The sequence below is a fragment of the Pseudochrobactrum saccharolyticum genome (assembly GCF_008801715.1).
Taxonomy (GTDB): domain Bacteria; phylum Pseudomonadota; class Alphaproteobacteria; order Rhizobiales; family Rhizobiaceae; genus Pseudochrobactrum; species Pseudochrobactrum saccharolyticum.
Genome location: NZ_VZPG01000001.1, coordinates 1386166 through 1408815, shown reverse-complemented (window position 1 = coordinate 1408815; position 22650 = coordinate 1386166). Strand labels below are relative to the sequence as shown.

The window sequence follows — 22650 nt, the reverse complement described above, 5'->3', positions numbered from 1 at the left end:
ATTAGCTTGCTTGCAGCCTAGCATATTACTTTTGCTTGCTTGCAGCTTCGCGGCCAAAGTTCGGTGCATCCACTTCCTGACCGGCATCAATAATGCCACGGCGGATTGCGCGGGTACGCGTAAACAGGTCAAACAAGGCATCGCCGTCACTCCAGCGGATTGCCCGCTGCAATGAGGCCAGATCTTCCGAAAAACGCCCAAGCATTTCCAGAATAGCATCCTTATTATGCAGGCAAACGTCGCGCCACATGGTCGGATCCGATGCCGCAAGACGGGTAAAGTCACGGAAACCGGAAGCCGAATATTTAATCACTTCTGATTCAGTAACCTTCTCCAGATCATTGGCCGTACCAACAATATTATAGGCAATGATATGCGGCAGATGCGAAACGATCGCTAATACCAGATCATGATGCTGCGGATCCATCTGGTCTGTTTTGGAACCGCAGGCTTCCCAGAACGCATTGAGTTTTGCCAGCGCATCTGCATCCGTATCCGGCAGCGGTGTGAGAATGCACCAGCGGTTGATGAACAGATCAGCAAAGCCTGCATCCGGCCCTGAATATTCGGTACCGGCAATCGGATGTCCCGGAATGAAATGCACATGATCCGGCAATTCCGGCTGCATCTGCGCAATCACCGAGCCTTTTGTAGAGCCCACATCGGTGACAATCGCACCGGCTTTGAGGCTGCCGGCAATCTGGCTCGCAACCAGACCGGACGAGCCAACCGGCACAGATACAATCACCAGATCAGCATCTTGCACCGCAACCGCATTATCCGTGGTGTAACTGTCGCCCAGCCCCAGTTCTTCCGCGCGTTTCAGCGTTTCAGGACTGCGAGTAGCAATAGCAATATGACCAGCCAGACCTTCACGGCGGATGACACGAGCCAGCGACGAACCGATCAGACCAATACCGATCAGCGCAATTTTATTAAAATGAATATCAGACATATCAGGACTTCAAAAATTCTGTGAGAGCGGCAATCACACCGCGATTGGCTTCTTCCGAGCCGATGCTCATCCGCAGGGCTTCAGGGAAGCCATAGGATGTCACGCGACGCAGAATATATCCCTTGGACTGCAGATATACGTCCGCTTTGGCGGCAGACTTGTTCTGTGTGTCAGGGAAATGCACCAGCAGGAAATTGGTGACTGAAGGTGTAACTTTCAGACCGAGCTTGGTGAACTCGTCTGTCAGCCACTGCGCCCATTCCGCATTGAACGCACAGGCTTTCTGCACATGATCGCGGTCGCGGATTGCCGCAGTACCGGCAGCAATCGCCGCGCTGTTCATGTTGAAAGGTCCGCGCACACGGTTCACCGCGTCTGTGACATGCAATGGTGCATACATCCAGCCGATACGCAGCGCAGGCAGGCCGTGAATCTTCGAGAATGTGCGGGTCATCACCACATTGTCGCTCGCAGAGACCAGGGCCACACCTGCATCATAATCATTCTTGCGCACATATTCCGCATAGGCCGCATCCAGCACCAGCAGAACATGCGGCGGCAGGCCGGCATGCAGGCGCTTCACTTCCTCAAACGGGACATAAGTACCGGTCGGATTGCCCGGATTGGTGATGAAAACAACCTTGGTCTTGTCTGTGACCGCAGCAAGTACCGCATCCACATCAATCACCGTGTCCTTTTCTTTCACGATCACCGGTTTTGCACCGGCCGCCAATGTCTGGATTTTATAGACCAGAAAACCGTGATCGGTGAAAATCGCTTCATCACCCGGTGCCAGATAGGTCTGGCACAACAGGCCGAGCAATTCATCCGAACCGTTGCCGCAGAGAATATTCTCAATATTCAGGCCTTGCGTTTCCGCAATGGCCTGACGCAGCGCAATGACTTCGCCGTCCGGATAAGAGCTCAGATAATGATCGGTTGCACGATAGGCTTCAACAGCATGCGGGCTTGCACCCAGCGGGCTTTCATTGGCAGACAGCTTGTGCACTTTGGCAACACCGTGAACGGTGGCTTTGCCAGGAACATAAGCAGCAATATCCATGACGCCGGCTTTAGGTGTCGGGCGTTGAGCTTTCGCGAAATCGTTCATCATTCTTATCCAATATTAAGAGCCTGTATTGTTGATAGAGATTATGTACGGAAACAGCATTGCAGAAACATTTGCCGGTCTGTGACCAGCGAAATATTCCCGCTGAAACCGAATGACTTTAGCGGCATAAACCGCATCGCAGAACAAGTCGAGAGAAACCTTGACTTTAAACCCCTCTAGCCCCTAGATCGCAGTAGTTTCAGATAAAAATATCTGAAATCACCAACGCGGCCGGCTAGTCAAAAATGCGCAAAACAGGCAGAAATTGCCTGCATATCCGCATCCAGTTCCGGTCACCGGACAAATTCTAACGCAGAATCCCGAAAAACAAATCGGCTTTCGGAGAGGATTATGCGTAAAATCAGGGAATTAGGGCATTGGGTTTGTTGCAAACAGACCTGAAAATGCTCTGACGCAGACATGTTTTATGACGATATCAGCTGAAACTGCCGCCCTATCAGACAACCGCAATCAGGAAGCTGTTCAGCCGAACAGTCCTGTGGTGTATTTTGGTGAAGACAAACCGCTTCAACTCGACAGCGGTTCCGTTCTGAGCCCGTTTCAGCTCGCTTATCAGTCCTATGGCACACTCAATGCCGATAAGAGCAATGCCATCCTGATCTGCCATGCCCTGACCGGCGATCAGCATGTTGCCAGCACCAATCCGCTCACCGGTAAAGACGGCTGGTGGACTTCACTTGTCGGCTCCGGCAAGCCGATTGATACTGACCGTTATTTTGTGCTCTGTTCCAATGTTATCGGCAGCTGCATGGGCTCAACCGGCCCTGCATCCATTAATCCGGCAACCGGCAAACCTTACGCACTTGATCTGCCAATCATAACGATCGGCGATATGGTGCGGGCACAGGCGATGCTGGTCGATCATTTCGGTATTGAGCAACTGCTGGCTGTTGTCGGCGGCTCCGTTGGTGGTATGCAGGTGCTGCAATGGGCATCAAGCTATCCGGACAAGGTTTTCTCGGCTGTGGTTCTGGCCAGCGGCGCGCGTTTGTCAGCGCAGAATATCGCTTTTAACGAGGTTGGCCGTCAGGCGGTCATGGCCGACCCGCTGTGGCTCAACGGTCAATATCTTACCCAATCGGACTCCGTTCCGCGCAAAGGCCTGTCGGTTGCGCGGATGGCAGCGCATATCACCTATTTGTCGGAAGCCGCGCTGCACCGTAAATTCGGGCGCAATCTGCAGGATCGCACCAATATTACCTTCGGTTTTGAAGCTGACTTCCAAATTGAGAGCTATCTGCGCCATCAGGGTAACAGCTTCGTTGACCGTTTTGACGCCAATTCCTATCTCTATCTGACCCGTGCCATGGATTATTTCGACATGGCAGCAGAACATAACGGCTTATTGGCTTCGGCTTTTTCCGGCACCAAAACCCGCTTTTTCGTTGCATCCTTCTCCAGCGATTGGCTGTTCCCGACATCCGAGAGCCGTCTCGTTGTCCATGCGCTGAATGCTGCAGGGGCGTCTGTTTCATTCGTTGAAATCGAAACCGACCGCGGGCACGATGCTTTCCTGCTGGATGAACCGGTTCTTTTCTCAACCATTGACGGTTTCATCCGCTCCGCAGCCCGTGCGAAAGGTCTGTAATCCGATGACTGATACCAAAGCCGGTTCAGGCGATACGACATTTTTCACAGCTGAAAATACCGAAAACCTGCATATCCATAACCGCGTTGATTTTGATATTATCGCCTCGCTGGTACGCCCAGGAACACGGGTTCTGGATGTGGGCTGCAGTGATGGTGAATTGCTGCAATTGCTGCGCGACAGCCGCAATGTAGACGGACGCGGCGTGGAATTATCACAAAGCGGTGTGAACCAGTGCCTGATGCGCGGATTGTCGGTGATACAAGGCGATGCTGACCGTGATCTGGTCTATTATCCCGATTCAAGCTTCGATTATGTGATCCTGTCACAGACTTTGCAGGCCACGCTTAATCCGAAAAAGGTCCTGAGCGAATTACTACGCATCGGTGAGCGTGCGATCGTTTCCATTCCGAATTTCGGCTACTGGCGGGTGCGTGGTTCACTGCTGTTTCGCGGCCGCATGCCGGTAACCAAAGAACTGCCGTTCAGCTGGTATGATACGCCGAATATTCACTTCTGCACCATCCGTGATTTTGTCGATATGACCAAAGAGGTTGGTGCAACAGTTGAAGATGCTGTGGCACTGAACCGTAATGGTGAGCGCATGCCGTTCAGCCTGCCATGGGGCATGTGGAACCTGCTCGGCCAGCAGGCTGTTTTTCTGCTTAAACGCTAGAGCATAATTTCTTAAATCCGGTTTATTGACCGGAGCGCTCACGGTGATCGTGAATTTTCACCTTCACCGGCTGCTGCCGTGCTGTCCCCTGCGGTGTCAGCACCGGCACGAAAACACGGCGTGAAGCACGCTTCAGCACCGGCAGTCCCTGATAGAGGCGCTTATGCGCCTCCCCGATCACCACCCCGCCAAACAACGGCCAGAGACGGGTTCCGACCGTTTCTATCAAGCCGGATGATTGTTGCAGCCAACGCCAGCGTGTCGGCGGCACATGCAGCGCATTGACCACTTTTCCCGGCGTGAAATTGGCTTCTCTGAAAGCCTGCAATAACTGCCCGCGACTGAAGGGGCGTCCGCTGCCGAAAGGCGTATGTTCCATACGCGCCCAGACACCACGGCGGTTTGGCACCACGACGATCAACTGTCCGTTCGGTGATAAGACACGCCACATTTCTTTCAGCGTTTCCGCGCTGCTTTCAGAAAATTCAAGCGTATGTACCAGTAAGATGCGGTCTACAGAACTATCCGGCAAAGGCAGCTCCTCATCATAGACCAGCGCCGTGCTCAGTGCCTCGCCATGCGGCCAGCCGGTTGCGCCCTGCCGTGCTGGCATAAAAGCAAATGCCCGCTCCGCTTGTGAAGCAAAATGATCCAGATAAGGCAGCGTATAGCCGATCCCGACAAGCCGCTCCTGCGGCATTGGCAGCCATAAAGGATCCAGTGCTGACGTAATAACCGAAGCAGCCAGTTTGCCCAATGCTGTCGAATAAAATGACTGCAGCTCTATAATATCCAGATGCATCATTTACCCTGAATCAGTTGAGCAGCCCTGCATGTTTCAATGAAGCTGCCATGTCACACCGCCATACGGCTATTGCCAGCAACCAAGATTTTTACCTTTAAGATTATGGGAATCAATTTCCATAATCAGCGCAGGATCATCACGCATCAGCATGTAATAAGCACGCTGCTTCATATTAATCTTTTGCCATCCGGCGCATTCTTTTGGCAGTTCAACCTGTTCAATCGTGACTTTTTCAGTCCATGCCGTTGCAGTCCCTGTGCAACCTGCCAGCACAGCAGCCAAAGGCAAACAGAACAGTTTGAAATTAAAAGCCAGTCGGCGCTCGAACCTAGACATCAAGCCGGTACTCCGGAAACCGTTAATATTATCCCGAAACCTTATAAAGCGTCGAAACCGCTCATGAATTTCCAAGACGGTACAACACTTTAAAACACCATAACAGCCCGAAAAAGTGAAAACCGCCACAATCCTGCAATCAGCCGTCTGTTGCTGCCGGTTAATAACAGGATAGTTGCTTACCCTCGGCCTGACATCTGCGCCTATTTTATAATAATTATAATATAAGACAGAATATTTCTTTGTAAGACAAATATTTACACCAATTGTGTTCAAAAAAAGACTGTTCAATCCTGACAAATCTGTCCATATTCGGCGGGCAATATAAGTTCCGTGCAGATTTCATTTTTGTTCAATCGTCTACGGGGATTAACATGCAAGATACGCCTTCCATGATGAATAAATTGTCGGCAGAGTGTTTTGGCACCTTCTGGCTGGTCTTCGGCGGTTGCGGCAGCGCCGTTCTCGCTGCAGCCTTTCCGGAACTGGGTATCGGCTTTGCCGGTGTCGCGCTGGCATTCGGTCTGACTGTCCTGACAATGGCCTATGCTGTCGGTGGTATTTCGGGCGGACATTTCAATCCGGCTGTCACTCTCGGCCTTACTCTGGGCGGGCGCTTTGAGGCTAAAGACCTCATTCCCTACTGGATCGCACAGCTGGTCGGCGGCATTATTGCTGCTGCAATTCTGTATTTTATTGCCAGCGGTAAAGCTGATTTCAGCGCAGGCGGCTTCGCTTCCAACGGCTACGGCGATCTTTCACCAGGCAAATATAGCCTTGGGGCAGCCCTTGCCATTGAAGTCGTGCTGACTGCCTTCTTCCTGATTATTATTCTCGGCTCCACCTCATCGCGGGCACCGGCCGGTTTTGCACCAATCGCGATTGGTCTCGGTCTGACATTGATCCACCTGATTTCAATTCCGGTAACCAATACATCCGTCAATCCGGCCCGCTCCACAGCTGCAGCCCTGTTCGCAGATACAGCTGCCATCAGCCAGCTTTGGTTGTTCTGGGTTGCTCCGCTGATCGGTGCCGCTATCGGCGCAATCATCTGGAAAGGTCTTCTCGCGAAAGACTGATTGACCGCGACAAATAAAAAAGGCCGTCAATGACGGCCTTCACTCTTTCAAATCCGCTGCTTTTATTCAGCCTTTTCGGCCTCGGCATTGGTCTGCTCTTCAGCCATGGATATTGAAGCCAAGGCATCGCGCATTGAACGGGCACGCTCAGCGACCCGTAATTTAATCCCGATGCGCTGCTCCTGATCCACACCGATCAGCTCGGCAATACGCCACATAATATTATCTTCGATTTCACCGACATCACCATCGGCATAAACCATTTCCCACAGCACCTCGATAAAGCTCAAACGAGCCGGCACATCCAGATGGCGTTTCAAAACACTGGTGAAACGATAAAGATCAATCGATTCCTGATCCGCAACTTCTGCCGCTTTAATCAAAGCCTGCAAGTCATCGCCTTGCAAATCATAAGCCTGCGACAGCAAATCCGACAAACGTTTGCGCTCTTTTTCGTGCTGCTCACCATCCGCTTCAATGACATGAAACATCAATGCAGCAGCGGCCAGACGCGGGTCTTCATCAGAGAATGTTTGTTTTTTCTTCGAGGGATCCAAACCCGGCAATTCTTTGAAAAAACTGATCAGACGCTCAAACATACATGCTCCAGTGCTTATACAGCCTTTGACAGGTCTTACACATAGACCAGCATCCGGAAGGATGCCAAGCATACAGACATGTTTTGTCTTACAAGTATCTTCTAATCTTTCTCAGAGTCACCAAGCTGCAACAAAAATACTGTTTTGCAACGGAATTAACGGACTTCATTCTGCAAACCCGACCGGACGCAGTATTAAAACAGCCGGAACGTCCCTTCCTTGCGCAACGGCACATCATGTTCTGCCGCCACACCCGGATCATCAACAATCAGACTGTGCTTATCCTTCGCAGCGTCGGAACTATCAGGCTGCGAATCCTTTGCGGCCTGCACCGCAGGATTATCGCCCGTCTCAGTGAGAATAGTTACTTTGGCATTGCGCAGATTATTGTCCTGCGGTTCCGTTTTCTTCGGAGCAGCTTTAGTTTTATCCGCAACAAGAGGCATAGTTTCCGCATCATCAGGATCATCGGCAAAGACCGGCTCCTTCACCGCGGGCATGTTTACCGGCTCAGCCTCTTCCGCTCGCGAATAAGTGACGGGTAAAAACGGCTCTTTCAAACTGTCATCATCAAGAACCGGAGACGTATCCGCCGCTATTTCCGTAAACGGCACCCTCCATTCAAAGGCGTTCAGGCGACCTGTCACCGGCGAGGCCGGTGCCCAATGGTCAGAAACAATACCGTCAGCCGTCCATGCCGGATCGCGCGGCGCTTTGACAGCCCGTGCAAGCCATTCACGCACGCGTCCCTGATCGCCTGTCTGCGCTTCTTCAATATCAGCCATCAGCAAATAAGCGCTTTCACGCGGATTAAGCTTCAATGCAGCTTCGGCATTTTCCCGTGCCAGCGTCAGCTCTCCGGCATCCAGCGCAGCCCGTGCAACAATCAAAACCGATTCCGCATGGTGACTGCGTAAGCTTGCGAGCTGGCGCGCCTTTTTCAGCCGGTCAAGCGCTGTATCTCCGGCGCGTCCGTGAATATAGGCTTCGGCAATCTCAGGATGCGGCTCGCGTTTCCATGCCGCTTCAAGAATACGATTACCCTTGCGGATACTGCCGTCACGCAGCAAGCAACGCGCAGCAATCAATGCAGCCGGTATCAGTTCCGGTTCCAGCTTGAACGCCTCATTCGCTGCCTCACGGGAAGCCACAGCATCCGTTTCAAAACTGTCCATCGCCTGTGCTGTCAGCAAAACCGCACGGTTGCGTTTCAATGTCTCACGGGCAGCTTTACCGTCTTTGCCATAAGGAATAACCGCCTTGCGTGCCTCAAGTACCCGCAATGCACCAGTAACATCGCCCTGCAAAACCTTATGTCCGAGCACTGCATTCGACGCCCATTCCAGCTGCGGTGCCATAGTGCTGGCTTCCTGCGCATATTGATAGGCTGCTTCCTGCACGCCTTCACGGCTGGCCTCGAGATATAATCCCCGCAAACCCAGCAATTTAGTTTCAGGATCAGCAATCATTTCTTCAAAATAACGGCGCACATCATCTTTGCGCCCTTCCAATAAAGCGGTTTGCGCATCAAGCAGCCGGATCAGCGGCTCCTGATCCACGCTCAGCAATTTGGATGCCTGTTTGCTCATACGCCGCGCCGCTTCGGCATCACCGGCACCGGCAGCAATCAGGCCGGTCGAGAGTGACTGATAGCCACGGTCACGCTTGCGGGCACGAAAATGACGCTGCAAAATATAAGGCGAGCGAACAAGATTTTTGACGATCCACCACAACAGCATGGCACAGGCAATGGCAGCCACAACCATACTGGCGGCGGTCATCAGAGAAATATTGTGCCGTTCTCCGGCAAAAGTGAACACCAGATCACCGGGACGATCCGCCAACCAGCCAAACCCTAGCCCCAGCACTGCGACTACAACAAGAAACAGGATTACCCGTATCATACCGTTCTCCCTTTCCTGTTTCGCTTATTGCGCAGCCGGTTTTGGCTCAGATGCCTGCGTTGAAGCGGTCATCAGCTGTGCAAGCAATGCATCCGCATCGCGCCGTGCATTCAATGCATTATAAAAGCTCTGACCAACTTGTTTGGCGGCTTCCGGCAATTGCGCCCATTCGGTCATAGCCCGCTGCACGTCCCCATTTTGCAACGCAAATTCTATGCGTGCAGTCGCTGGCCCGACGCCGGAACCAGCGACATCACCGATTGGTCGCGACCGCACCAGATTTTTTGCACTGCCCACCAGCTGATCCCAGATACCGGCATCTGCCGCAGGTTTGTTCACCGCGGCCACCATATCATCCGCCAATGATGCGAATTGTGTGTTCAGCTGGCTTAGTGTCGGAATACCGATTTCCGCCTGCGCTTCAAGCGCAGCAACAGAACCTGCCTGCTCCGGCAGCAATGATTTATAGGTCTGCAATTCATTCAGATAAGAACCACCGCGATCAATCGCTGATTTCAAAGCATTAGCCGCAATAATCGCTGCCATATCCGGCTGCGTGGCCTGCGCATCAATCTTCGTCTGCAAAGCACCCAATTGCTGTTGCAGTGCTTTGACCTCGTCCGTATCAGTATTTAATGCGGCATTGGCCTGTTCTGCCTGAGAGCCGATCGTATTGAGCTTTGTTTCCATCGCATTCAGGCGCTCGGTCAGACCATTCACCAGCGCGCTATCCGCAGGCTGCGCCTGCCCTGCCAGCGCTTTCAGTTGCTCCTGCAAAGCTGTCACATCGGCACGGATCGCCTCATCATTTCCGGCTGGTATTTCACTGGCTTGCGGTAGTGCATTCAGGCGTTGCTGAGCTTCTGCAGCATTTTTCTCTGCGGCTTCCAGACGTGCTAACAAATCCGCATCCGGTTTGGTTGCGGCCTGCAAACCGGCGATCTGCTGTTTCAGATCTGCGATTTCTGCAATTGCCGCCTCATCACGATTGCTGGTCTGTGCCGGAAACAAACCCAGCCCCGCCCATTGCAGTGCGGTCGTACCCAGCAGAACAATCACACCACCCGCCAGTCCGGCAATCCAGGGCGAAGTTGTTTTTTTCGTCTGCGGCGTTGGACTGGTGGCAGAATTCATGGTTTTTCCTGATGCAAAAGGATTAGGGCCGGAAACACCGGCTGAAGAAGCCGGTCGGGATGTGCTCTGCGGCGGAACCGAGGTTGCAGGTTTCGCTTCAACATGCGCTTTTGGCGGTGGTGGTGCGGAAGATTTTGCAGCCGGTTGTGCCACAGGTTTCGGATCACCCACCGGCTCTGCATCCGGCACAGTTTTACCCGCAGATTTTGCAGCGGATGCCTCAACAGCTTTCACATCAGACGGATCAAGATCAATCACCACCGGTTTACGGGTGGTCTTGCTGTGACGTGACACTGTGGATTTAGCCATGAGTCCTCTCGCAAAATCTGTATTTTAAACTTCAGATGCAACCTAAATGACGAAATTGAACAAATGGTTGCATATTTTCGTCAGATCAATGCCAGCAGGCGTAATAAAGCATCCTCATCCGGCATTTCACTGATACGCACCTGCGCATTCCAGTTATCTGGTAATTCTGCAGCAATCCGCTGAGAAAGACAAAAAATATATTTCGCGTTCTGGATAAAAGCACCCTTTGCCTGCTTGTCCAGTGCAACAAACTGCCGTGCAGCGACAGCGGAATAGAGCAAAATCACCTCTGCCCTGCCGGTATCAGCAATCCCGTTCAGCTCGGCATCGCTATAGGCAACAGGGCGGGTGTCATAGGTCTCAGTAACCGTCAGATTGATACCGGCCGCTGACAGTTGCGCCTCAAAATCCGGCCGCCGGATTTTGCCGGTCAGATAAAGCACATGGCTGCCCGCAGACATAACAGCTGCCACATGGCGCCCCAGATGCAGCCCCCAGCCGTCACCGGCATAGATTGTCTCAAAGCCCGCATCCCGCGCAACAGATGCCGTTTTCTCGCCAACTGCATAAAGCTGCAAATGCCGGTAGGGTGCCAGTAAATCAGAATTGATATGGCGCAAGGCATTGGCGCTGGTCACAGCAACGGCATCAAAACTGCCCAGCGGCAATGATGCGCCCGTCGCCACAGTTTCACTCACCGGCAGACAAGACGGCAGATAACCTGCCGTTTCAAGTTTAGCGGCGGTTAAAGCTGCATCCGGTTGCGGGCGTGTGACCAGAACCCTGCGCATGTTTCAAGCCCAGCTGGTGAAGAAATCAGCACCGGCTTCTGCACGGATCCGCTCCGCGGCTTCCTTGCCCAGCGCCGCCGCATCTGCTGCAGCACCATCTATGAAAACGCGATGCAGGCGTGAACCGTCCGGTGTCAAAATCATACCGGAGAAATGCAAATGCCCATCTTTAACTTCCGCCAGACCGGCAATCGGCGTGCGGCAGGAACCGTCAAGCTGCGCCAGAAATGCACGTTCACAAGTCAGGCGGATAAATGTCTCTTCATGATTGAGCGGCTTAAGCAGCGCATCAACCCGCGCATCATTCACACGGCTTTCAATGGTTATCGCGCCCTGTCCCGGAGCAGGTAAAAACCGTTCTGTATCCATCAATTCTGTGACCACATGCTCAAGCCCGAGGCGCTTCAGTCCTGCAAAAGCGAGAAATGTACCATCAACCTGACCTTCATCGAGCTTGCGCAGACGGGAATTCACATTGCCGCGAAAAATAATAACATTGAGATCAGGACGGATATGCCGGATTTGTGCCTGACGACGCAAACTGGATGAACCAACGGTCGCCCCATGCGGCAGATCGGTCAGTTTTGCACTGGTTTTACCGACAAAAGCATCCCGCGGGTCTTCGCGTTCGAGATAGGTGGAAAGATGCAAACCCTCCGGCAAAACCGTCGGCATATCTTTGGAGGAATGCACTGCAATATCAATACGTCCCTGTAACAGTGCATCTTCAATCTCTTGGGTGAACAGGCCTTTACCACCTATCTCCGACAATGCACGATCCTGAATACGGTCGCCCTGTGTGGACATCGGCACGATTTCAACATCCGTTTCGCTTAAACCATGCGCAGCCATCAGGCGTGCGCGTGTTTCTTCTGCCTGTGCCAGTGCTAAAGCGCTGGAACGTGTTCCGATTTTTAAACGTGGTGTTTGCATCTGGCTCTGTCCGTGATACGCGAATGTCAAAGGCTTCTCTAACTGCCTTTCACCTCAGGGGCAAATTCATGACTGTAATATCATGAATATAATGCCACTATCCGGTGCAAGACAGAAAGATCAGCGAAGTTTGTTTATTGAACGCATTCTCCTTATGCAAAAGTGCTTCACGCTTTTTGCCGGAAATGCTTTGTTAATACGGGTCTAATCGCTTATGCGCGTGCTTGGAATAGAGACAAGTTGCGACGAAACAGCCGCAGCTATCATTGAACGCCATGAAAATGAACAAGGCGGGGTGTCTTCACGCATCCTGTCTAATGTTGTTCTCAGCCAGATTGCCGAGCATGAACCCTATGGCGGCGTGGTGCCGGAAATCGCGGCACGCGCCCATGTGGAAGCGCTCGACGGATTGATTGCCAAAGCGCTTTCCGATGCGGATATGACCATCAATGATGTGGATGCTGTCGCTGCAACAGCAGGCCCCGGCCTGATCGGCGGGCTGATTGTCGGACTGATGACGGCGAAAGCCATGGCCTTTGCTGCGGACAAGCCTTTCTATGCCGTCAACCATCTCGAAGGCCATGCCCTGACAGCACGCCTGACCGACGGACTGGCTTTTCCATATCTGTTATTGCTGGTATCCGGCGGTCATACGCAGGTTATTCTCGTGCACGGCCTCGGCCATTATGAACGCCTCGGCACCACGATTGACGATGCGTTGGGTGAAGCTTTTGACAAAACCGCCAAGCTGTTGGGATTGCCTTATCCGGGCGGCCCTGCGGTTGAGCAGGCTGCACTCAAGGGCGATGCCTCACGGTTTGAACTGCCACGCCCGCTCAAAGGTGAAGCACGGCTGGATTTCTCTTTCTCCGGTCTCAAAACCGCCGTGCGCCAGACAGCAACTCAGCTTGTGCCGCTGAGCGATCAGGATGTGGCGGATATCTGCGCGTCTTTTCAGACTGCCGTTGCCGATACGCTCAATGATCGCGTAAAGCGTTCTCTGCTCCGTTTTCGTGAAACCTATCCGGATAAAGAAAATCCGACATTGGTTGTTGCCGGTGGTGTTGCCGCCAATAAAGTACTGCGCAAAGGACTTGAAACACTTTGTGAGAAGCACGGTTTCGACTTCCTCGCCCCGCCGCATATTCTGTGTACCGACAATGCAGCCATGATTGCATGGGCAGGTGCTGAACATGCAGCACGCACGGAGCCTGACAATCTCGATTTTGCACCGCGCTCGCGCTGGCCGCTGGACAGCACATCAGCGCCGTTGGTCGGTTTTGGCCGCAGGGGAGCAAAAGCATGAGCAAGAAGATCGTTATTCTCGGCGGCGGTGCATGGGGAACAGCTCTGGGGTGCATGGCCGCACAGAACGGCCATGAGGTCGTGCTCTATGCGCGCGATCCGGCAACGGTTGATGATATCAACCACAACCACCGTAACAACCGTTATCTCGGTGATATCGCCCTGCATGATAATCTGCGTGCCACCAGCGATGCAGCTGCAGCGCTGAACAATGCCGATACGGTTCTGGCCGTTATCCCTGCGCAATCCATGGCTGCCGCATTACAGGAACTGAAACCGCTCATTCCGGCTGATTGCCCTGTTGTGCTTTGCGCCAAAGGGATTGAACGCTCCACCGGACGGCTGATGTCGCAGATCATTGCCGATATTTTGCCTGACCATCCGATTGCTGCCCTTTCCGGCCCGAGCTTTGCCAGTGATGTTGCCCGTGGCTTTCCGACTGCCGTGACGATTGCCTGTGAAAATATTGCCATTGCCGATGATCTGGCCGCACAGTTTTCCGGCAGCACCTTCCGTTGCTATTCCTCCGATGATCTGACCGGCGTTGAAATCGGCGGCGCGTTGAAAAATGTGATCGCCGTTGCAGCCGGTGCAACGATCGGCAAAGGTCTTGGCGCATCGGCGCAGGCAGCTTTGGTCACCCGCGCTTTTGCAGAACTGCGCCGTATTGCCGTGGCCTTTGGCGGACGACCTGAAACCCTGATGGGATTATCAGGCCTCGGCGATCTGATGCTGTCCTGCTCCTCCCCGCAATCGCGCAATTATTCCTACGGGCTGGCCTTGGGACGCGGCGAACCACTGGAAGGCCTGTTGCTCGCCGAAGGTGTGGCCACAGCGCCGGTGATTGCCGAACTTTGCGCGCGCAAGCAGATCAATGCACCAATCATCACCACAATTGCGGCCTTGCTCAATGGCAGTATTACTATTGATGCGGCTGTTACCGGATTACTGTCCCGTCCTTTGAAAAACGAAGATTAGGAACCTGACCTCATGCTGTTCGCCATTCTCTGCAATGACAAAGCCGACCATCTGCAACTGCGTCTCGATACCCGCCCTGCCCATCTCGATTATCTGAAAAGCCTCGGCGACAAGATCAAATTCGGCGGCCCTTTTCTGAGCGAAGCCGATCAGAAACCGGTTGGCAGCATGCTGATGGTTGAAGCTGAAACCATTGAGGATGCAAAAGCCGTTGCCGCTGCAGATCCTTATGCATTGGCTGGTCTGTTCGACAATGTGACTGTGCGCCCGTGGAACTGGGTCATCAACAAACCTGCTGAATAAACTTGGCCTGCTGAATAAATCCGGAGAAAACTGTGGCATATTGGCTGTTTAAATCTGAACCATTCAAATGGTCGTGGGAAATGCAAAAAGCCAAAGGCGCTGTCGGCGAGCAATGGGACGGCGTGCGCAATTATCAGGCACGCAATAATATGCGCGCTATGCAGCTTGGCGATAAGGGCTTTTTCTATCATTCCAATGAGGGACTGGAAGTCGTCGGCATTGTGGAAGTTTGTGCATTAGCGCATCCTGACAGCACAACGGACGATCACCGCTGGGAATGTGTGGATATCCGCGCCGTCTGCGATATGCCGAAGCCGGTGACATTGAAAGATGTGAAGGTCAATCCGCTGTTGAGCGATATGGCGCTGGTCACATCCATGCGTCTTTCCGTACAGCCGGTCAAAGAAGACGAATGGATCGAGGTCTGCCGCATGGGCGGATTAGACCACACCAAAATTTAAGAGCACAACAATGCAGAACGCAACCCAAACACTATTCCGGAAGCGTTCTGCGTTTGCAGTCGCTTATCCTCTGCTTGATCCGGAGCGTCTATGCCCCTCCTGATCCCGGACTCGACGCGCGCTACGCAATTCATCCTCGACAATACCGGCATTCACCACCCGCCCCATGTGCCGGAAATCGCGCTTCATCTTGCCGATGAGGCTCATGAGCTTTGGCACAAGACCGAAGAAGAGCTTTCCGAAATCGGATTACCGCCGCCCTATTGGGCTTTCGCATGGGCAGGCGGTCAGGGCGTTGCCCGCTATATTCTCGATCATCCGCAGGCTGTGCAAAATAAACGCGTACTGGATTTTGCCTCCGGCTCCGGTCTGGTCGGCATTGCAGCCCTTTTGAGCGGCGCAAGTTCTGTAACCGCCAATGATATCGATCCTTTTGCCCGCCATGCCATCAGCCTGAACAGTGTTTTGAACAAAGTATCCTGTGACTTCAGTGACGCTGATCTGATCGGGCAGGATGTAAGCGGCTCTTTTGATGTTCTGCTCGCCGGAGATGTCTTTTATGACAAGCCATTGGCTGACCGGCTGATCGTCTGGTTTGACATGCTGGCTGCTAAAGGCGTGCAGATTATCGTCGGCGATCCCGGACGGTCTTATCTGCCGCGGCACCGCCTGACAGAGCTGGAAGTCTATTCCGTGCCAGTCACCCGCGCTCTGGAAGATGCAGACGTAAAGCGCACCACTGTCTGGCACTATGGTGAAACGCAAAAGGCGTAGCTAAAAGCCACGCCTGATTGGTTTGATCCATATGATGATTTGCGAAGTATAGCGATATTATTCAGATATATCGCATCGCACATTTTTTAGTTTTGTCGCTAAGCGCTATATTTGAGCAATAGTGCTCAAATATAGCGCTTAGCTCCGGCAACACACATCACCACAACACATGCCACAGCCATCATCGCTATGCTCACCGGTTCGCCCAGTACAAAGGCTGCCAGAGCGAGGCCAAAAAACGGCTGCAATAATTGCAACTGGCCCACGCCTGCCGCACCACCAAGTGCCAGCCCGTGATACCAGAAGAAAAAGCCGATCAGCATACTGAACAGCGATACATATCCCACACCCAGCCATGCAGGCGCTTCAATACCCGCAAAATTATCCGGTCGCAACGCGACAGCCAACACCAGCATTACCGGCAACGCCAATACCAGCGCCCAGCAGATCACCTGCCAGCCGCCAATCGTGCGGGACAGCCGCGCACCTTCCGCATAGCCATAGCCGCAGACAATGATCGATAACAGCATCATTACATTACCATAGAGCGAAAATTCCCCGCCCGACTGGTCTTTTGCCAAAGCAAAAAATGCCACCGCTGCACTGCCTGCCAGCGAGAACATCCAGAACCGCCATGACGGATTGCTGTCTCCCCGCAACACCGCAAAAATTGCCGTACTGAGCGGCAGCAGACCGATAAAGACAATTGCATGGGCAGAGGTCACATATTGCAAGGCCAAAGCCGTAAATAGCGGGAACCCGACCACAACACCGCCTGAAACCAGCGCGAGTGAAATCAACTCAGATGGTGTCGGCAATTTCTCGCGAAATGCCAGCAACAGAGCGCCGCCCAAAAGACCGGCAATGGTCGCCCGTAGCACTGTCAGAAAAACCGGATCAATCTGCAAGACAGCCAAACGCGTTGCAGGCAGAGAGCCGCTGAAAATTAAAACACCTATAAAACCGCTGATCCAGCCAGCACTTTGGCTATCCGCTTGCTTATTCATTTTCACATATTCTCGAAATTTATTGCGTATTTCGCGATAAATATTGATACACAGGCAAAATTGTCAGATACAATTTCAGTACAATTTAAACAAACTGTACTGCTCAATTCGGAGATACAGATGACTTATCATTCCGGATATACAGCGCCGGACGCGCTGCAAACAGCAAGCGATACGGCTGATCAGCTTTCCGTCAGTCAGGAAATTCTGGAAGCGACAACGCTGGTTGAGAAGGTGATGACAATCATCCGCGACCGTATCAGCGCCATGAGCCTGATGCCGGGCGCGCGCCTGCCCTCCATCCGCCGTCTGTCGGAAACCATGTCCATATCCAAATCCACGGTCGTGGAAGCCTATGACCGGCTGGTGGCTGAAGGCATTATTCAGGCGCGGCGCGGTGCCGGTTTTTATGTCGCTGAGAAAAATCATCCGCCGCTCATCAGCTCGGATTTTGCAGACACTCATAACCGCAATATCAATCCCTATTGGGTGATGCGCCAATCGCTGAGCAATACAGAAACCACCTTCAGACCGGGTTGCGGCTGGCTGCCGTCAGACTGGTTGCCGGAAGAAGCCATCCGCCGCGCCTTGCGCCAGATCGCCCGCAACCCTGCATCGAATATATCGGAATATGACGAACCGCTCGGCCTGCCATTGCTGCGCCAGTTGCTCAGCACCCGTCTGCGTGAACAGGGCGTTACAGCAGCCCCGTCACAAATCCTGCTCACCGATTCCGGCACCAATGCACTTGATCTGATCTGCCGTACATTTATCCGCTCCGGCGATACGGTGCTGATTGATGATCCGTGCTATTTCAATTTCCGTGGTCTGTTACTGGCGCAGGGCGTCAATCTTGTCGGCGTATCTTACACCCCCCAAGGACCTGATCTGGAAAGCTTCGCACGCCTTTGCACGCAATACCGGCCAAAACTCTATCTCTGCAATTCCGGCATTCACAATCCGACCGGTGCCACCATACAACCTGCAACGGCACACCGCCTGCTCAAACTCGCCGAACAGCATGATCTGATTCTGGTCGAAGATAATATTTTTGCGGACTTTCATCAGAATCCGCCTCCGCTCTTAGCAGAACTCGACGGTCTGGAGCGGGTGATCCATATTGGCAGCTTCTCCAAATCCCTGTCAGCGGCCACGCGCACCGGTTATATTGCCGCGCGTCCTGACTGGCTGGAAAATCTTACCGACATGAAACTGGCAACCAACTTCGCCAGCAATGCACTGTCTTCACAGATCATCTATCAGTTGCTGACAGACGGCAGCTACCGCAGCCATATTGAGAAAATCCGCGTCCGGCTGGCAGAATGTCAGACACGGACGCGGCAAAAGCTTCTTAATGCAGGCTTCAAGCTCTGGTGTGAGCCGGTTGGCGGCATGTTTCTCTGGGCGCAATTGCCGGATGATCTGCCGGAGGGTGTGGACAGCGACATGATTGCCAGACGCGCTTTGGATCACAATATCGTTCTGGCACCCGGTAATATTTTCAGCCAGTCACAGACATGCAGCCGGTTCATGCGGTTTAATGTTGCCCAGTCCGTTCATCCGAAGATTTTCGATACGCTCAGACAGATCATGTATCTGCCCGCGACATGAATGTGAGATCAATCAGCCGCGTCGCACACGGATAACCGTATCTCCCGAAAGATGCGGTAATAAACGCATCATGTCGCGACGGCTCAGAGCAATACAGCCCTCTGTCGGCGTATAGGTTTCCCGTGAAAGATGGAAAAATATCGCGCTGCCGCAGCCTTTTTTGCGCTCGGTAATATTCCAGTCCATGACCACGCAAATATCGTAGAGCTCATCCTTGCGCCACATCTTCTCATGGCTGCGCTGATAGGTGGCTGCGACCGGCCGGTTATAATTGCGGTCATTGGCGGCATCACACCAGCCATCCTGCGGCTGCGTAGCCCGAAAGCGCAATGCTGTTGCCGGCTGATCCCCGATCACCGGTGTCTGACGGCGGTATCCGTAAAGCAGACGCATCTGCGTCAAAGGCGTTGCACCATCCCCTTCGCGCTTGCGGGAGGACACTCCGCCCTTGCCCAAAGCACAGCGCAGCACCAGCGGTCCGGCAACCAGATAACCCTGACTGCGATGCCCAGGACGCATATGAACATCCATAACTTTAATCGTGCGGGATGTCTTTCTGCCTGTATCGCCCTGCATAAGGCCGCTTTGCTTTGCTTCTCTGCCCAGTATCATATGTATAGGCCCCCTCCGGACCGGTTTTGCATGCTATTTTCCGGTAACGCTCTGGAAACACCAGAGAATCATTTCTCCTGCCATATATTTACACAGCTAATTTTATTCACATCCATAAACTGATGTCAGATCGCTTAAAAGCAGCATTAAAGGCGTATTTTATAAGGTAAATTTTGTTTCATCTGACCTCTCTTTAGTTTTTCTTCGTTAAATGTCATAAATCACCCATCTTGCTGATGTTCAGCTCCCGTTTTTGAAACCGAATGAGGCAGATATGATCGCCCATACACTTCTGATCGTTGATGATGATGAGGATCTTCGTTCCATCCTGATCGACCAGCTGTCACTTCATCCTGAATTTCAGATCCTGCAGGAAGATACTGCCGGCAAAGCAATTCAGACCGCACGGGCAAATAATATCAGCCTGCTGATTATGGATGTCGGCCTGCCGGATATGGATGGCCGTGATGCCGTCAAACAGCTGCGTGCCGGTGGTTTTACATCACCGATCATCATGCTGACCGGTCACGATACAGATTGCGACACCATTCTGGGCTTTGAGTCCGGTGCCAATGACTATGTGACCAAGCCGTTCCGTTTTGCAGTGCTGCTTGCCCGCATCCGTGCGCAGCTGCGCCAGCATGAACAGAGCGAAGACGCGACCTTTATCGTCGGGCCTTATACATTCAAACCAAGCCAGAAGCTGCTGCTTGACCAGAAAGGCGATAAAATCCGCCTCACTGAAAAAGAAGCGGCAATCATCAAATTCCTGTACCGCGCCGGTGGTGTGGTCGGACGCGATGTCTTGCTGGAAGAAGTCTGGGGCTATAATTCCGGCGTTACCACGCACACGCTGGAAACCCATGTCTATCGCCTGCGTCAGAAAATCGAACTGGATCCGTCCAATGCCAGCCTGCTGATTACCGAAAGCGGCGGGTATAAGCTGGTTCCCTAAGAATGAAGGCAGCCCGGCATTCATTTTTTCCGGGCTGCTTAATATTCTGCATAAAAGATGATCTTATCGAAAACTTTAGATATTTTTCGGTAATTTGGGTTACAGCATAATTCTTCCGGAACAGGACACGATTATTCCCGAGCGGGAACCGGTTCCGGAATAAGTATTATGTGTAAGAAAGAGACATATGGCGCTCGATGATGACATTCAGTTCCTGAGTACGATTGGCCTTTTCGAGGCCTTCTCGGCTCAGCACCTGCGGCTGCTTGCCTTTGGCGCAGAACGCATGGTTCTGCGTACCGGCAGGGAACTGTTTCATGAAGGGCAAAGTGCTGACTGCGCCTATATTGTTGTCAGCGGCAGCATTACCCTTTTTCATGAAGGCAAGCAGGGACGCGTCAATCTGCGCTCAATCAGCACCGGCTCAGTGCTGGGTGAAATGGCACTGATTGCACAGACCAGCCGTCTGACCGGTGCCGTCGCCGATACAGAAACCGAAGTCATCCGTCTCAGCCGCTCCATCTTCCACCGTATTTTGGAAGAATATCCGGAGCTTGCCGCTTCGCTCTATCTGCATATCAGCAATAATCTGAATGAGATGGTCGAGCAGATCGACAAGCTGTCATCTCGTTTTTCCGATTAAAGCATCTCCGGCTTTGCCTGACATGCTTTAAAGCGGCAATTCGATACGCCGCGTAAGTGCGATTGCGTTCAAAAACACCTCATCATGGCTGGTAATCAGCAATGCGCCTTCATAGGCATTGAGCGCCGTTTCCACTGATTGCAGTGCGACAATATCCAGATGATTGGTTGGCTCATCAAGGATGAGCAGTTCCGGTGCCTGAACACCACCCAGAACACAAGCCAAACCTGCCCGCAGCCTCTCACCACCGCTGAGTTCTCCAACCTTTTGCAAAGCCGCATCCGCACGGAACATGAAGCGCGCCAGCGCGGCGCGGCAATCATTGTCCGTAGCTTCAGGTTGCAGAAGTTTGAAATTATCCCTGATACTCAGATCATCATTCAACAGGCTCACATGCTGATCCAGCATGGCATGACGGACATAATATTGTACGCTGCCCTGCTGCGGTGTCAGCTTTCCCGCCAATATATGCAGCAAAGTCGTTTTTCCTGATCCGTTTGGCCCGCATAATGCAATGCGTTCCGGGCCGGTAATCTGCAAAGACAAATCCTGAAATAACGGCTGACGATCATTAAAAGCCATTGTCAGATGTTCCGCAACGAGTACCGTTTTCGTTGCGGCAAGACTGAGATTGCCGAGGCCAAAATTCTGCGGGATCAGCCGCTCAAACTTGCTCTGCGCCTCGCTCAGTGCCTGCTGGCTGCTTTCTGCCTGCTTTTGCGCCAGTTGATTATTACGCCCGCCGGTTGCCTGTGCGCGATCTTCTCTGGCATCCAGCAGCAATTTGCTTTGCCCTGCACTGAAACGGGATTTCTTACCGGCAGAATCCCGCTTTTCCTGCCGTTCCCTGATGAGCCGCGCCTGTTTCTCCGCCTGTTTGACAGCTGTTTCAGCCACTGCAAGATCATGACGGGCAGCGGCTATCTCTTCCGCTTTGCGCATCTCATAAAAATCCCAGTTACCGCTATAAGACGACACACCAATCGGCGTCAGCTCAATAATCCGGTCCATCTCGCGCAATAATGTGCGGTCATGGCTGACCACCAGCGCCCCGCCACGCCAGTTGCGCAGCAAATGCAGTACAGCCTCACGCCCCTGCATATCCAGATTATTGGTCGGCTCATCCAGCAGGATCAGATCCGGCTCATGGAAAATCAGGGCAGCCAGAGCGGCACGGGTTTTCTGCCCGCCGCTCAAACTACCCAGCTGCGTTTGCGGGTGGAGTTCTGGCAGACCCATTTGGGAGAGCGCATCCTTAATCCTGCTTTCCAATGTCCAGTCCGCATCAGCCAGATCATCGTCGCTGCCTTCACCTGCCAGAATACGCGCCTGTGCAGCCAGTTGCTCCGTCACACCAAACAAGTCGGCAATCGTTTCATGCGCTTCATTCGTATTCTGATGCAGGAAGCCGAGTTTGGCATGACTGGTCAGCGAACCACTGGCCGGTGCTGTTTCGCCCGCTATGATACGCAATAGAGTTGATTTACCGGTGCCGTTACGCCCGATCAGACCGGTACGTTCACGGGACAGATGAAGAGAAAGATTTTGAAAAAGACTGCGGCCGTCAGGCGTTTGCGCAGAAATATTTTGCAGTGTGTACAGCGTTATCAAGAGCAGCATCCAGTGAAACAACAAAAACATCAGTTAAGAAAAACTGTGCTGTCTGCTTCATTGTGATGAACTCCTCAAATACACTTTTAACCGGCATGAGTAGCCGTGACATTTATTTAGACAGGCATCGTGACTTATTCAAGTCACGA

23 protein-coding genes are annotated in these 22650 nt (G+C 52.8%); 11 read left to right on the top strand and 12 right to left on the bottom strand.

What is annotated here, in order from left to right; translation table 11 throughout:
* Positions 1-25 precede the first annotated feature (25 nt).
* The gene (locus F7P81_RS06300; protein ID WP_028233314.1) at positions 26-955 is read right to left on the bottom strand and encodes a prephenate/arogenate dehydrogenase family protein; all 930 of its coding nucleotides are present in this window, start codon (positions 953-955) and stop codon (positions 26-28) included.
* Position 956: 1 nt separating this feature from the next.
* Positions 957-2066 carry a pyridoxal phosphate-dependent aminotransferase gene (locus F7P81_RS06295; RefSeq protein WP_151159004.1) on the bottom strand — a complete coding sequence of 370 codons (1110 nt, stop codon included), beginning with the start codon at positions 2064-2066 and terminating at the stop codon, positions 957-959.
* A 427-nt stretch (positions 2067-2493) separates the two neighbouring features.
* Between F7P81_RS06295 and metX the strand changes: the two genes are divergently transcribed.
* Both metX and metW read left to right on the top strand, forming a co-directional pair.
* Positions 2494-3675, top strand: coding sequence for a homoserine O-acetyltransferase MetX (gene metX / locus F7P81_RS06290; protein ID WP_151158883.1), 1182 nt, complete (start codon positions 2494-2496; stop codon positions 3673-3675).
* A 4-nt stretch (positions 3676-3679) separates the two neighbouring features.
* On the top strand, positions 3680-4351 hold the full coding sequence (metW, locus tag F7P81_RS06285) for a methionine biosynthesis protein MetW (protein WP_151158882.1): 672 nt from the start codon (positions 3680-3682) through the stop codon (positions 4349-4351).
* A gap of 22 nt (positions 4352-4373) precedes the next feature.
* On the opposite strand, the gene F7P81_RS06280 is transcribed toward metW, so the two are convergent.
* Together F7P81_RS06280 and F7P81_RS06275 are read right to left on the bottom strand one after the other, a co-directional pair.
* Entirely contained in the window at positions 4374-5153 is a 780-nt protein-coding gene (locus F7P81_RS06280) for a class I SAM-dependent methyltransferase (RefSeq protein WP_022709662.1), read from the bottom strand.
* Positions 5154-5222: 69 nt separating this feature from the next.
* Positions 5223-5492, bottom strand: a complete 270-nt coding sequence (locus tag F7P81_RS06275) for a hypothetical protein (RefSeq protein ID WP_075653856.1) — start codon at positions 5490-5492, stop codon at positions 5223-5225.
* Between the two features lie 392 nt (positions 5493-5884).
* Between F7P81_RS06275 and aqpZ the strand changes: the two genes are divergently transcribed.
* Entirely contained in the window at positions 5885-6571 is a 687-nt protein-coding gene (gene aqpZ, locus F7P81_RS06270) for an aquaporin Z (protein ID WP_028233318.1), read from the top strand.
* Between the two features lie 62 nt (positions 6572-6633).
* On the opposite strand, the gene F7P81_RS06265 is transcribed toward aqpZ, so the two are convergent.
* The 5 genes from F7P81_RS06265 to hemC all read right to left on the bottom strand — a co-directional run bounded on the left by F7P81_RS06265 (position 6634) and on the right by hemC (position 12241).
* Complete coding sequence (locus F7P81_RS06265; RefSeq protein WP_151158881.1) at positions 6634-7170, bottom strand: tellurite resistance TerB family protein; 537 nt, start codon at positions 7168-7170, stop codon at positions 6634-6636.
* Between the two features lie 194 nt (positions 7171-7364).
* Positions 7365-9074 carry a heme biosynthesis protein HemY gene (locus tag F7P81_RS06260; RefSeq protein ID WP_151158880.1) on the bottom strand — a complete coding sequence of 570 codons (1710 nt, stop codon included), beginning with the start codon at positions 9072-9074 and terminating at the stop codon, positions 7365-7367.
* Between the two features lie 24 nt (positions 9075-9098).
* The gene (locus F7P81_RS06255) at positions 9099-10517 is read right to left on the bottom strand and encodes a hypothetical protein (RefSeq protein ID WP_151158879.1); all 1419 of its coding nucleotides are present in this window, start codon (positions 10515-10517) and stop codon (positions 9099-9101) included.
* Positions 10518-10597: 80 nt separating this feature from the next.
* Positions 10598-11308 (bottom strand): uroporphyrinogen-III synthase, encoded by a 711-nt coding sequence (locus F7P81_RS06250; protein WP_151158878.1) that lies wholly within the window; start codon positions 11306-11308, stop codon positions 10598-10600.
* Positions 11309-11311: 3 nt separating this feature from the next.
* Positions 11312-12241 (bottom strand): hydroxymethylbilane synthase, encoded by a 930-nt coding sequence (gene hemC, locus F7P81_RS06245; protein WP_075653867.1) that lies wholly within the window; start codon positions 12239-12241, stop codon positions 11312-11314.
* Between the two features lie 214 nt (positions 12242-12455).
* On the opposite strand from hemC, the gene tsaD reads away from it, so the two are divergent.
* From tsaD to F7P81_RS06220, 5 genes are all read left to right on the top strand, one after another.
* On the top strand, positions 12456-13547 hold the full coding sequence (gene tsaD / locus F7P81_RS06240; protein ID WP_022709670.1) for a tRNA (adenosine(37)-N6)-threonylcarbamoyltransferase complex transferase subunit TsaD: 1092 nt from the start codon (positions 12456-12458) through the stop codon (positions 13545-13547).
* Complete coding sequence (locus tag F7P81_RS06235; protein ID WP_151158877.1) at positions 13544-14524, top strand: NAD(P)H-dependent glycerol-3-phosphate dehydrogenase; 981 nt, start codon at positions 13544-13546, stop codon at positions 14522-14524. The genes tsaD and F7P81_RS06235 overlap by 4 nt, the downstream gene beginning before the upstream one ends.
* 12 nt (positions 14525-14536) lie before the next feature.
* Entirely contained in the window at positions 14537-14827 is a 291-nt protein-coding gene (locus F7P81_RS06230; protein WP_022709672.1) for a YciI-like protein, read from the top strand.
* Positions 14828-14859: 32 nt separating this feature from the next.
* Positions 14860-15288 (top strand): EVE domain-containing protein, encoded by a 429-nt coding sequence (locus tag F7P81_RS06225; RefSeq protein ID WP_022709673.1) that lies wholly within the window; start codon positions 14860-14862, stop codon positions 15286-15288.
* A gap of 90 nt (positions 15289-15378) precedes the next feature.
* Positions 15379-16062, top strand: a complete 684-nt coding sequence (locus tag F7P81_RS06220; protein WP_151158876.1) for a class I SAM-dependent methyltransferase — start codon at positions 15379-15381, stop codon at positions 16060-16062.
* Positions 16063-16187: 125 nt separating this feature from the next.
* Here the strand turns inward: F7P81_RS06220 and F7P81_RS06215 are convergent, their stop codons facing one another.
* Positions 16188-17069, bottom strand: coding sequence for a DMT family transporter (locus F7P81_RS06215; RefSeq protein ID WP_151158875.1), 882 nt, complete (start codon positions 17067-17069; stop codon positions 16188-16190).
* A gap of 237 nt (positions 17070-17306) precedes the next feature.
* Here F7P81_RS06215 and F7P81_RS06210 point away from each other — a divergent pair, with 237 nt between their 5' ends.
* Positions 17307-18680 carry an aminotransferase-like domain-containing protein gene (locus F7P81_RS06210; RefSeq protein WP_246176058.1) on the top strand — a complete coding sequence of 458 codons (1374 nt, stop codon included), beginning with the start codon at positions 17307-17309 and terminating at the stop codon, positions 18678-18680.
* A 12-nt stretch (positions 18681-18692) separates the two neighbouring features.
* Here F7P81_RS06210 and F7P81_RS06205 read toward each other — a convergent pair whose 3' ends face one another.
* On the bottom strand, positions 18693-19256 hold the full coding sequence (locus F7P81_RS06205; RefSeq protein WP_151159003.1) for a L,D-transpeptidase family protein: 564 nt from the start codon (positions 19254-19256) through the stop codon (positions 18693-18695).
* A gap of 310 nt (positions 19257-19566) precedes the next feature.
* On the opposite strand from F7P81_RS06205, the gene F7P81_RS06200 reads away from it, so the two are divergent.
* Together F7P81_RS06200 and F7P81_RS06195 are read left to right on the top strand one after the other, a co-directional pair.
* On the top strand, positions 19567-20247 hold the full coding sequence (locus F7P81_RS06200; protein ID WP_028233341.1) for a response regulator transcription factor: 681 nt from the start codon (positions 19567-19569) through the stop codon (positions 20245-20247).
* A 187-nt stretch (positions 20248-20434) separates the two neighbouring features.
* Positions 20435-20890 carry a cyclic nucleotide-binding domain-containing protein gene (locus tag F7P81_RS06195; RefSeq protein ID WP_022709734.1) on the top strand — a complete coding sequence of 152 codons (456 nt, stop codon included), beginning with the start codon at positions 20435-20437 and terminating at the stop codon, positions 20888-20890.
* 27 nt (positions 20891-20917) lie between these two features.
* On the opposite strand, the gene F7P81_RS06190 is transcribed toward F7P81_RS06195, so the two are convergent.
* Positions 20918-22510 carry an ABC-F family ATP-binding cassette domain-containing protein gene (locus F7P81_RS06190; protein WP_151159002.1) on the bottom strand — a complete coding sequence of 531 codons (1593 nt, stop codon included), beginning with the start codon at positions 22508-22510 and terminating at the stop codon, positions 20918-20920.
* Positions 22511-22650: the final 140 nt, after the last annotated feature.

Excerpts from the sequence above, each read along its gene's own strand:
- F7P81_RS06300 (WP_028233314.1), bottom strand. The coding sequence starts at position 955 with ATGTCTGATATTCATTTTAATAAAATTGCGCTGATCGGTATTGGTCTG.
- F7P81_RS06295 (WP_151159004.1), bottom strand. The coding sequence starts at position 2,066 with ATGAACGATTTCGCGAAAGCTCAACGCCCGACACCTAAAGCCGGCGTC.
- metX (WP_151158883.1), top strand. The coding sequence starts at position 2,494 with ATGACGATATCAGCTGAAACTGCCGCCCTATCAGACAACCGCAATCAG.
- metW (WP_151158882.1), top strand. The coding sequence starts at position 3,680 with ATGACTGATACCAAAGCCGGTTCAGGCGATACGACATTTTTCACAGCT.
- F7P81_RS06280 (WP_022709662.1), bottom strand. The coding sequence starts at position 5,153 with ATGCATCTGGATATTATAGAGCTGCAGTCATTTTATTCGACAGCATTG.
- F7P81_RS06275 (WP_075653856.1), bottom strand. The coding sequence starts at position 5,492 with ATGTCTAGGTTCGAGCGCCGACTGGCTTTTAATTTCAAACTGTTCTGT.
- aqpZ (WP_028233318.1), top strand. The coding sequence starts at position 5,885 with ATGATGAATAAATTGTCGGCAGAGTGTTTTGGCACCTTCTGGCTGGTC.
- F7P81_RS06265 (WP_151158881.1), bottom strand. The coding sequence starts at position 7,170 with ATGTTTGAGCGTCTGATCAGTTTTTTCAAAGAATTGCCGGGTTTGGAT.
- F7P81_RS06260 (WP_151158880.1), bottom strand. The coding sequence starts at position 9,074 with ATGATACGGGTAATCCTGTTTCTTGTTGTAGTCGCAGTGCTGGGGCTA.
- F7P81_RS06255 (WP_151158879.1), bottom strand. The coding sequence starts at position 10,517 with ATGGCTAAATCCACAGTGTCACGTCACAGCAAGACCACCCGTAAACCG.
- F7P81_RS06250 (WP_151158878.1), bottom strand. The coding sequence starts at position 11,308 with ATGCGCAGGGTTCTGGTCACACGCCCGCAACCGGATGCAGCTTTAACC.
- hemC (WP_075653867.1), bottom strand. The coding sequence starts at position 12,241 with ATGCAAACACCACGTTTAAAAATCGGAACACGTTCCAGCGCTTTAGCA.
- tsaD (WP_022709670.1), top strand. The coding sequence starts at position 12,456 with ATGCGCGTGCTTGGAATAGAGACAAGTTGCGACGAAACAGCCGCAGCT.
- F7P81_RS06235 (WP_151158877.1), top strand. The coding sequence starts at position 13,544 with ATGAGCAAGAAGATCGTTATTCTCGGCGGCGGTGCATGGGGAACAGCT.
- F7P81_RS06230 (WP_022709672.1), top strand. The coding sequence starts at position 14,537 with ATGCTGTTCGCCATTCTCTGCAATGACAAAGCCGACCATCTGCAACTG.
- F7P81_RS06220 (WP_151158876.1), top strand. The coding sequence starts at position 15,379 with ATGCCCCTCCTGATCCCGGACTCGACGCGCGCTACGCAATTCATCCTC.
- F7P81_RS06215 (WP_151158875.1), bottom strand. The coding sequence starts at position 17,069 with ATGAATAAGCAAGCGGATAGCCAAAGTGCTGGCTGGATCAGCGGTTTT.
- F7P81_RS06210 (WP_246176058.1), top strand. The coding sequence starts at position 17,307 with ATGACAATCATCCGCGACCGTATCAGCGCCATGAGCCTGATGCCGGGC.
- F7P81_RS06205 (WP_151159003.1), bottom strand. The coding sequence starts at position 19,256 with ATGCAGGGCGATACAGGCAGAAAGACATCCCGCACGATTAAAGTTATG.
- F7P81_RS06200 (WP_028233341.1), top strand. The coding sequence starts at position 19,567 with ATGATCGCCCATACACTTCTGATCGTTGATGATGATGAGGATCTTCGT.
- F7P81_RS06195 (WP_022709734.1), top strand. The coding sequence starts at position 20,435 with ATGGCGCTCGATGATGACATTCAGTTCCTGAGTACGATTGGCCTTTTC.
- F7P81_RS06190 (WP_151159002.1), bottom strand. The coding sequence starts at position 22,510 with ATGCTGCTCTTGATAACGCTGTACACACTGCAAAATATTTCTGCGCAA.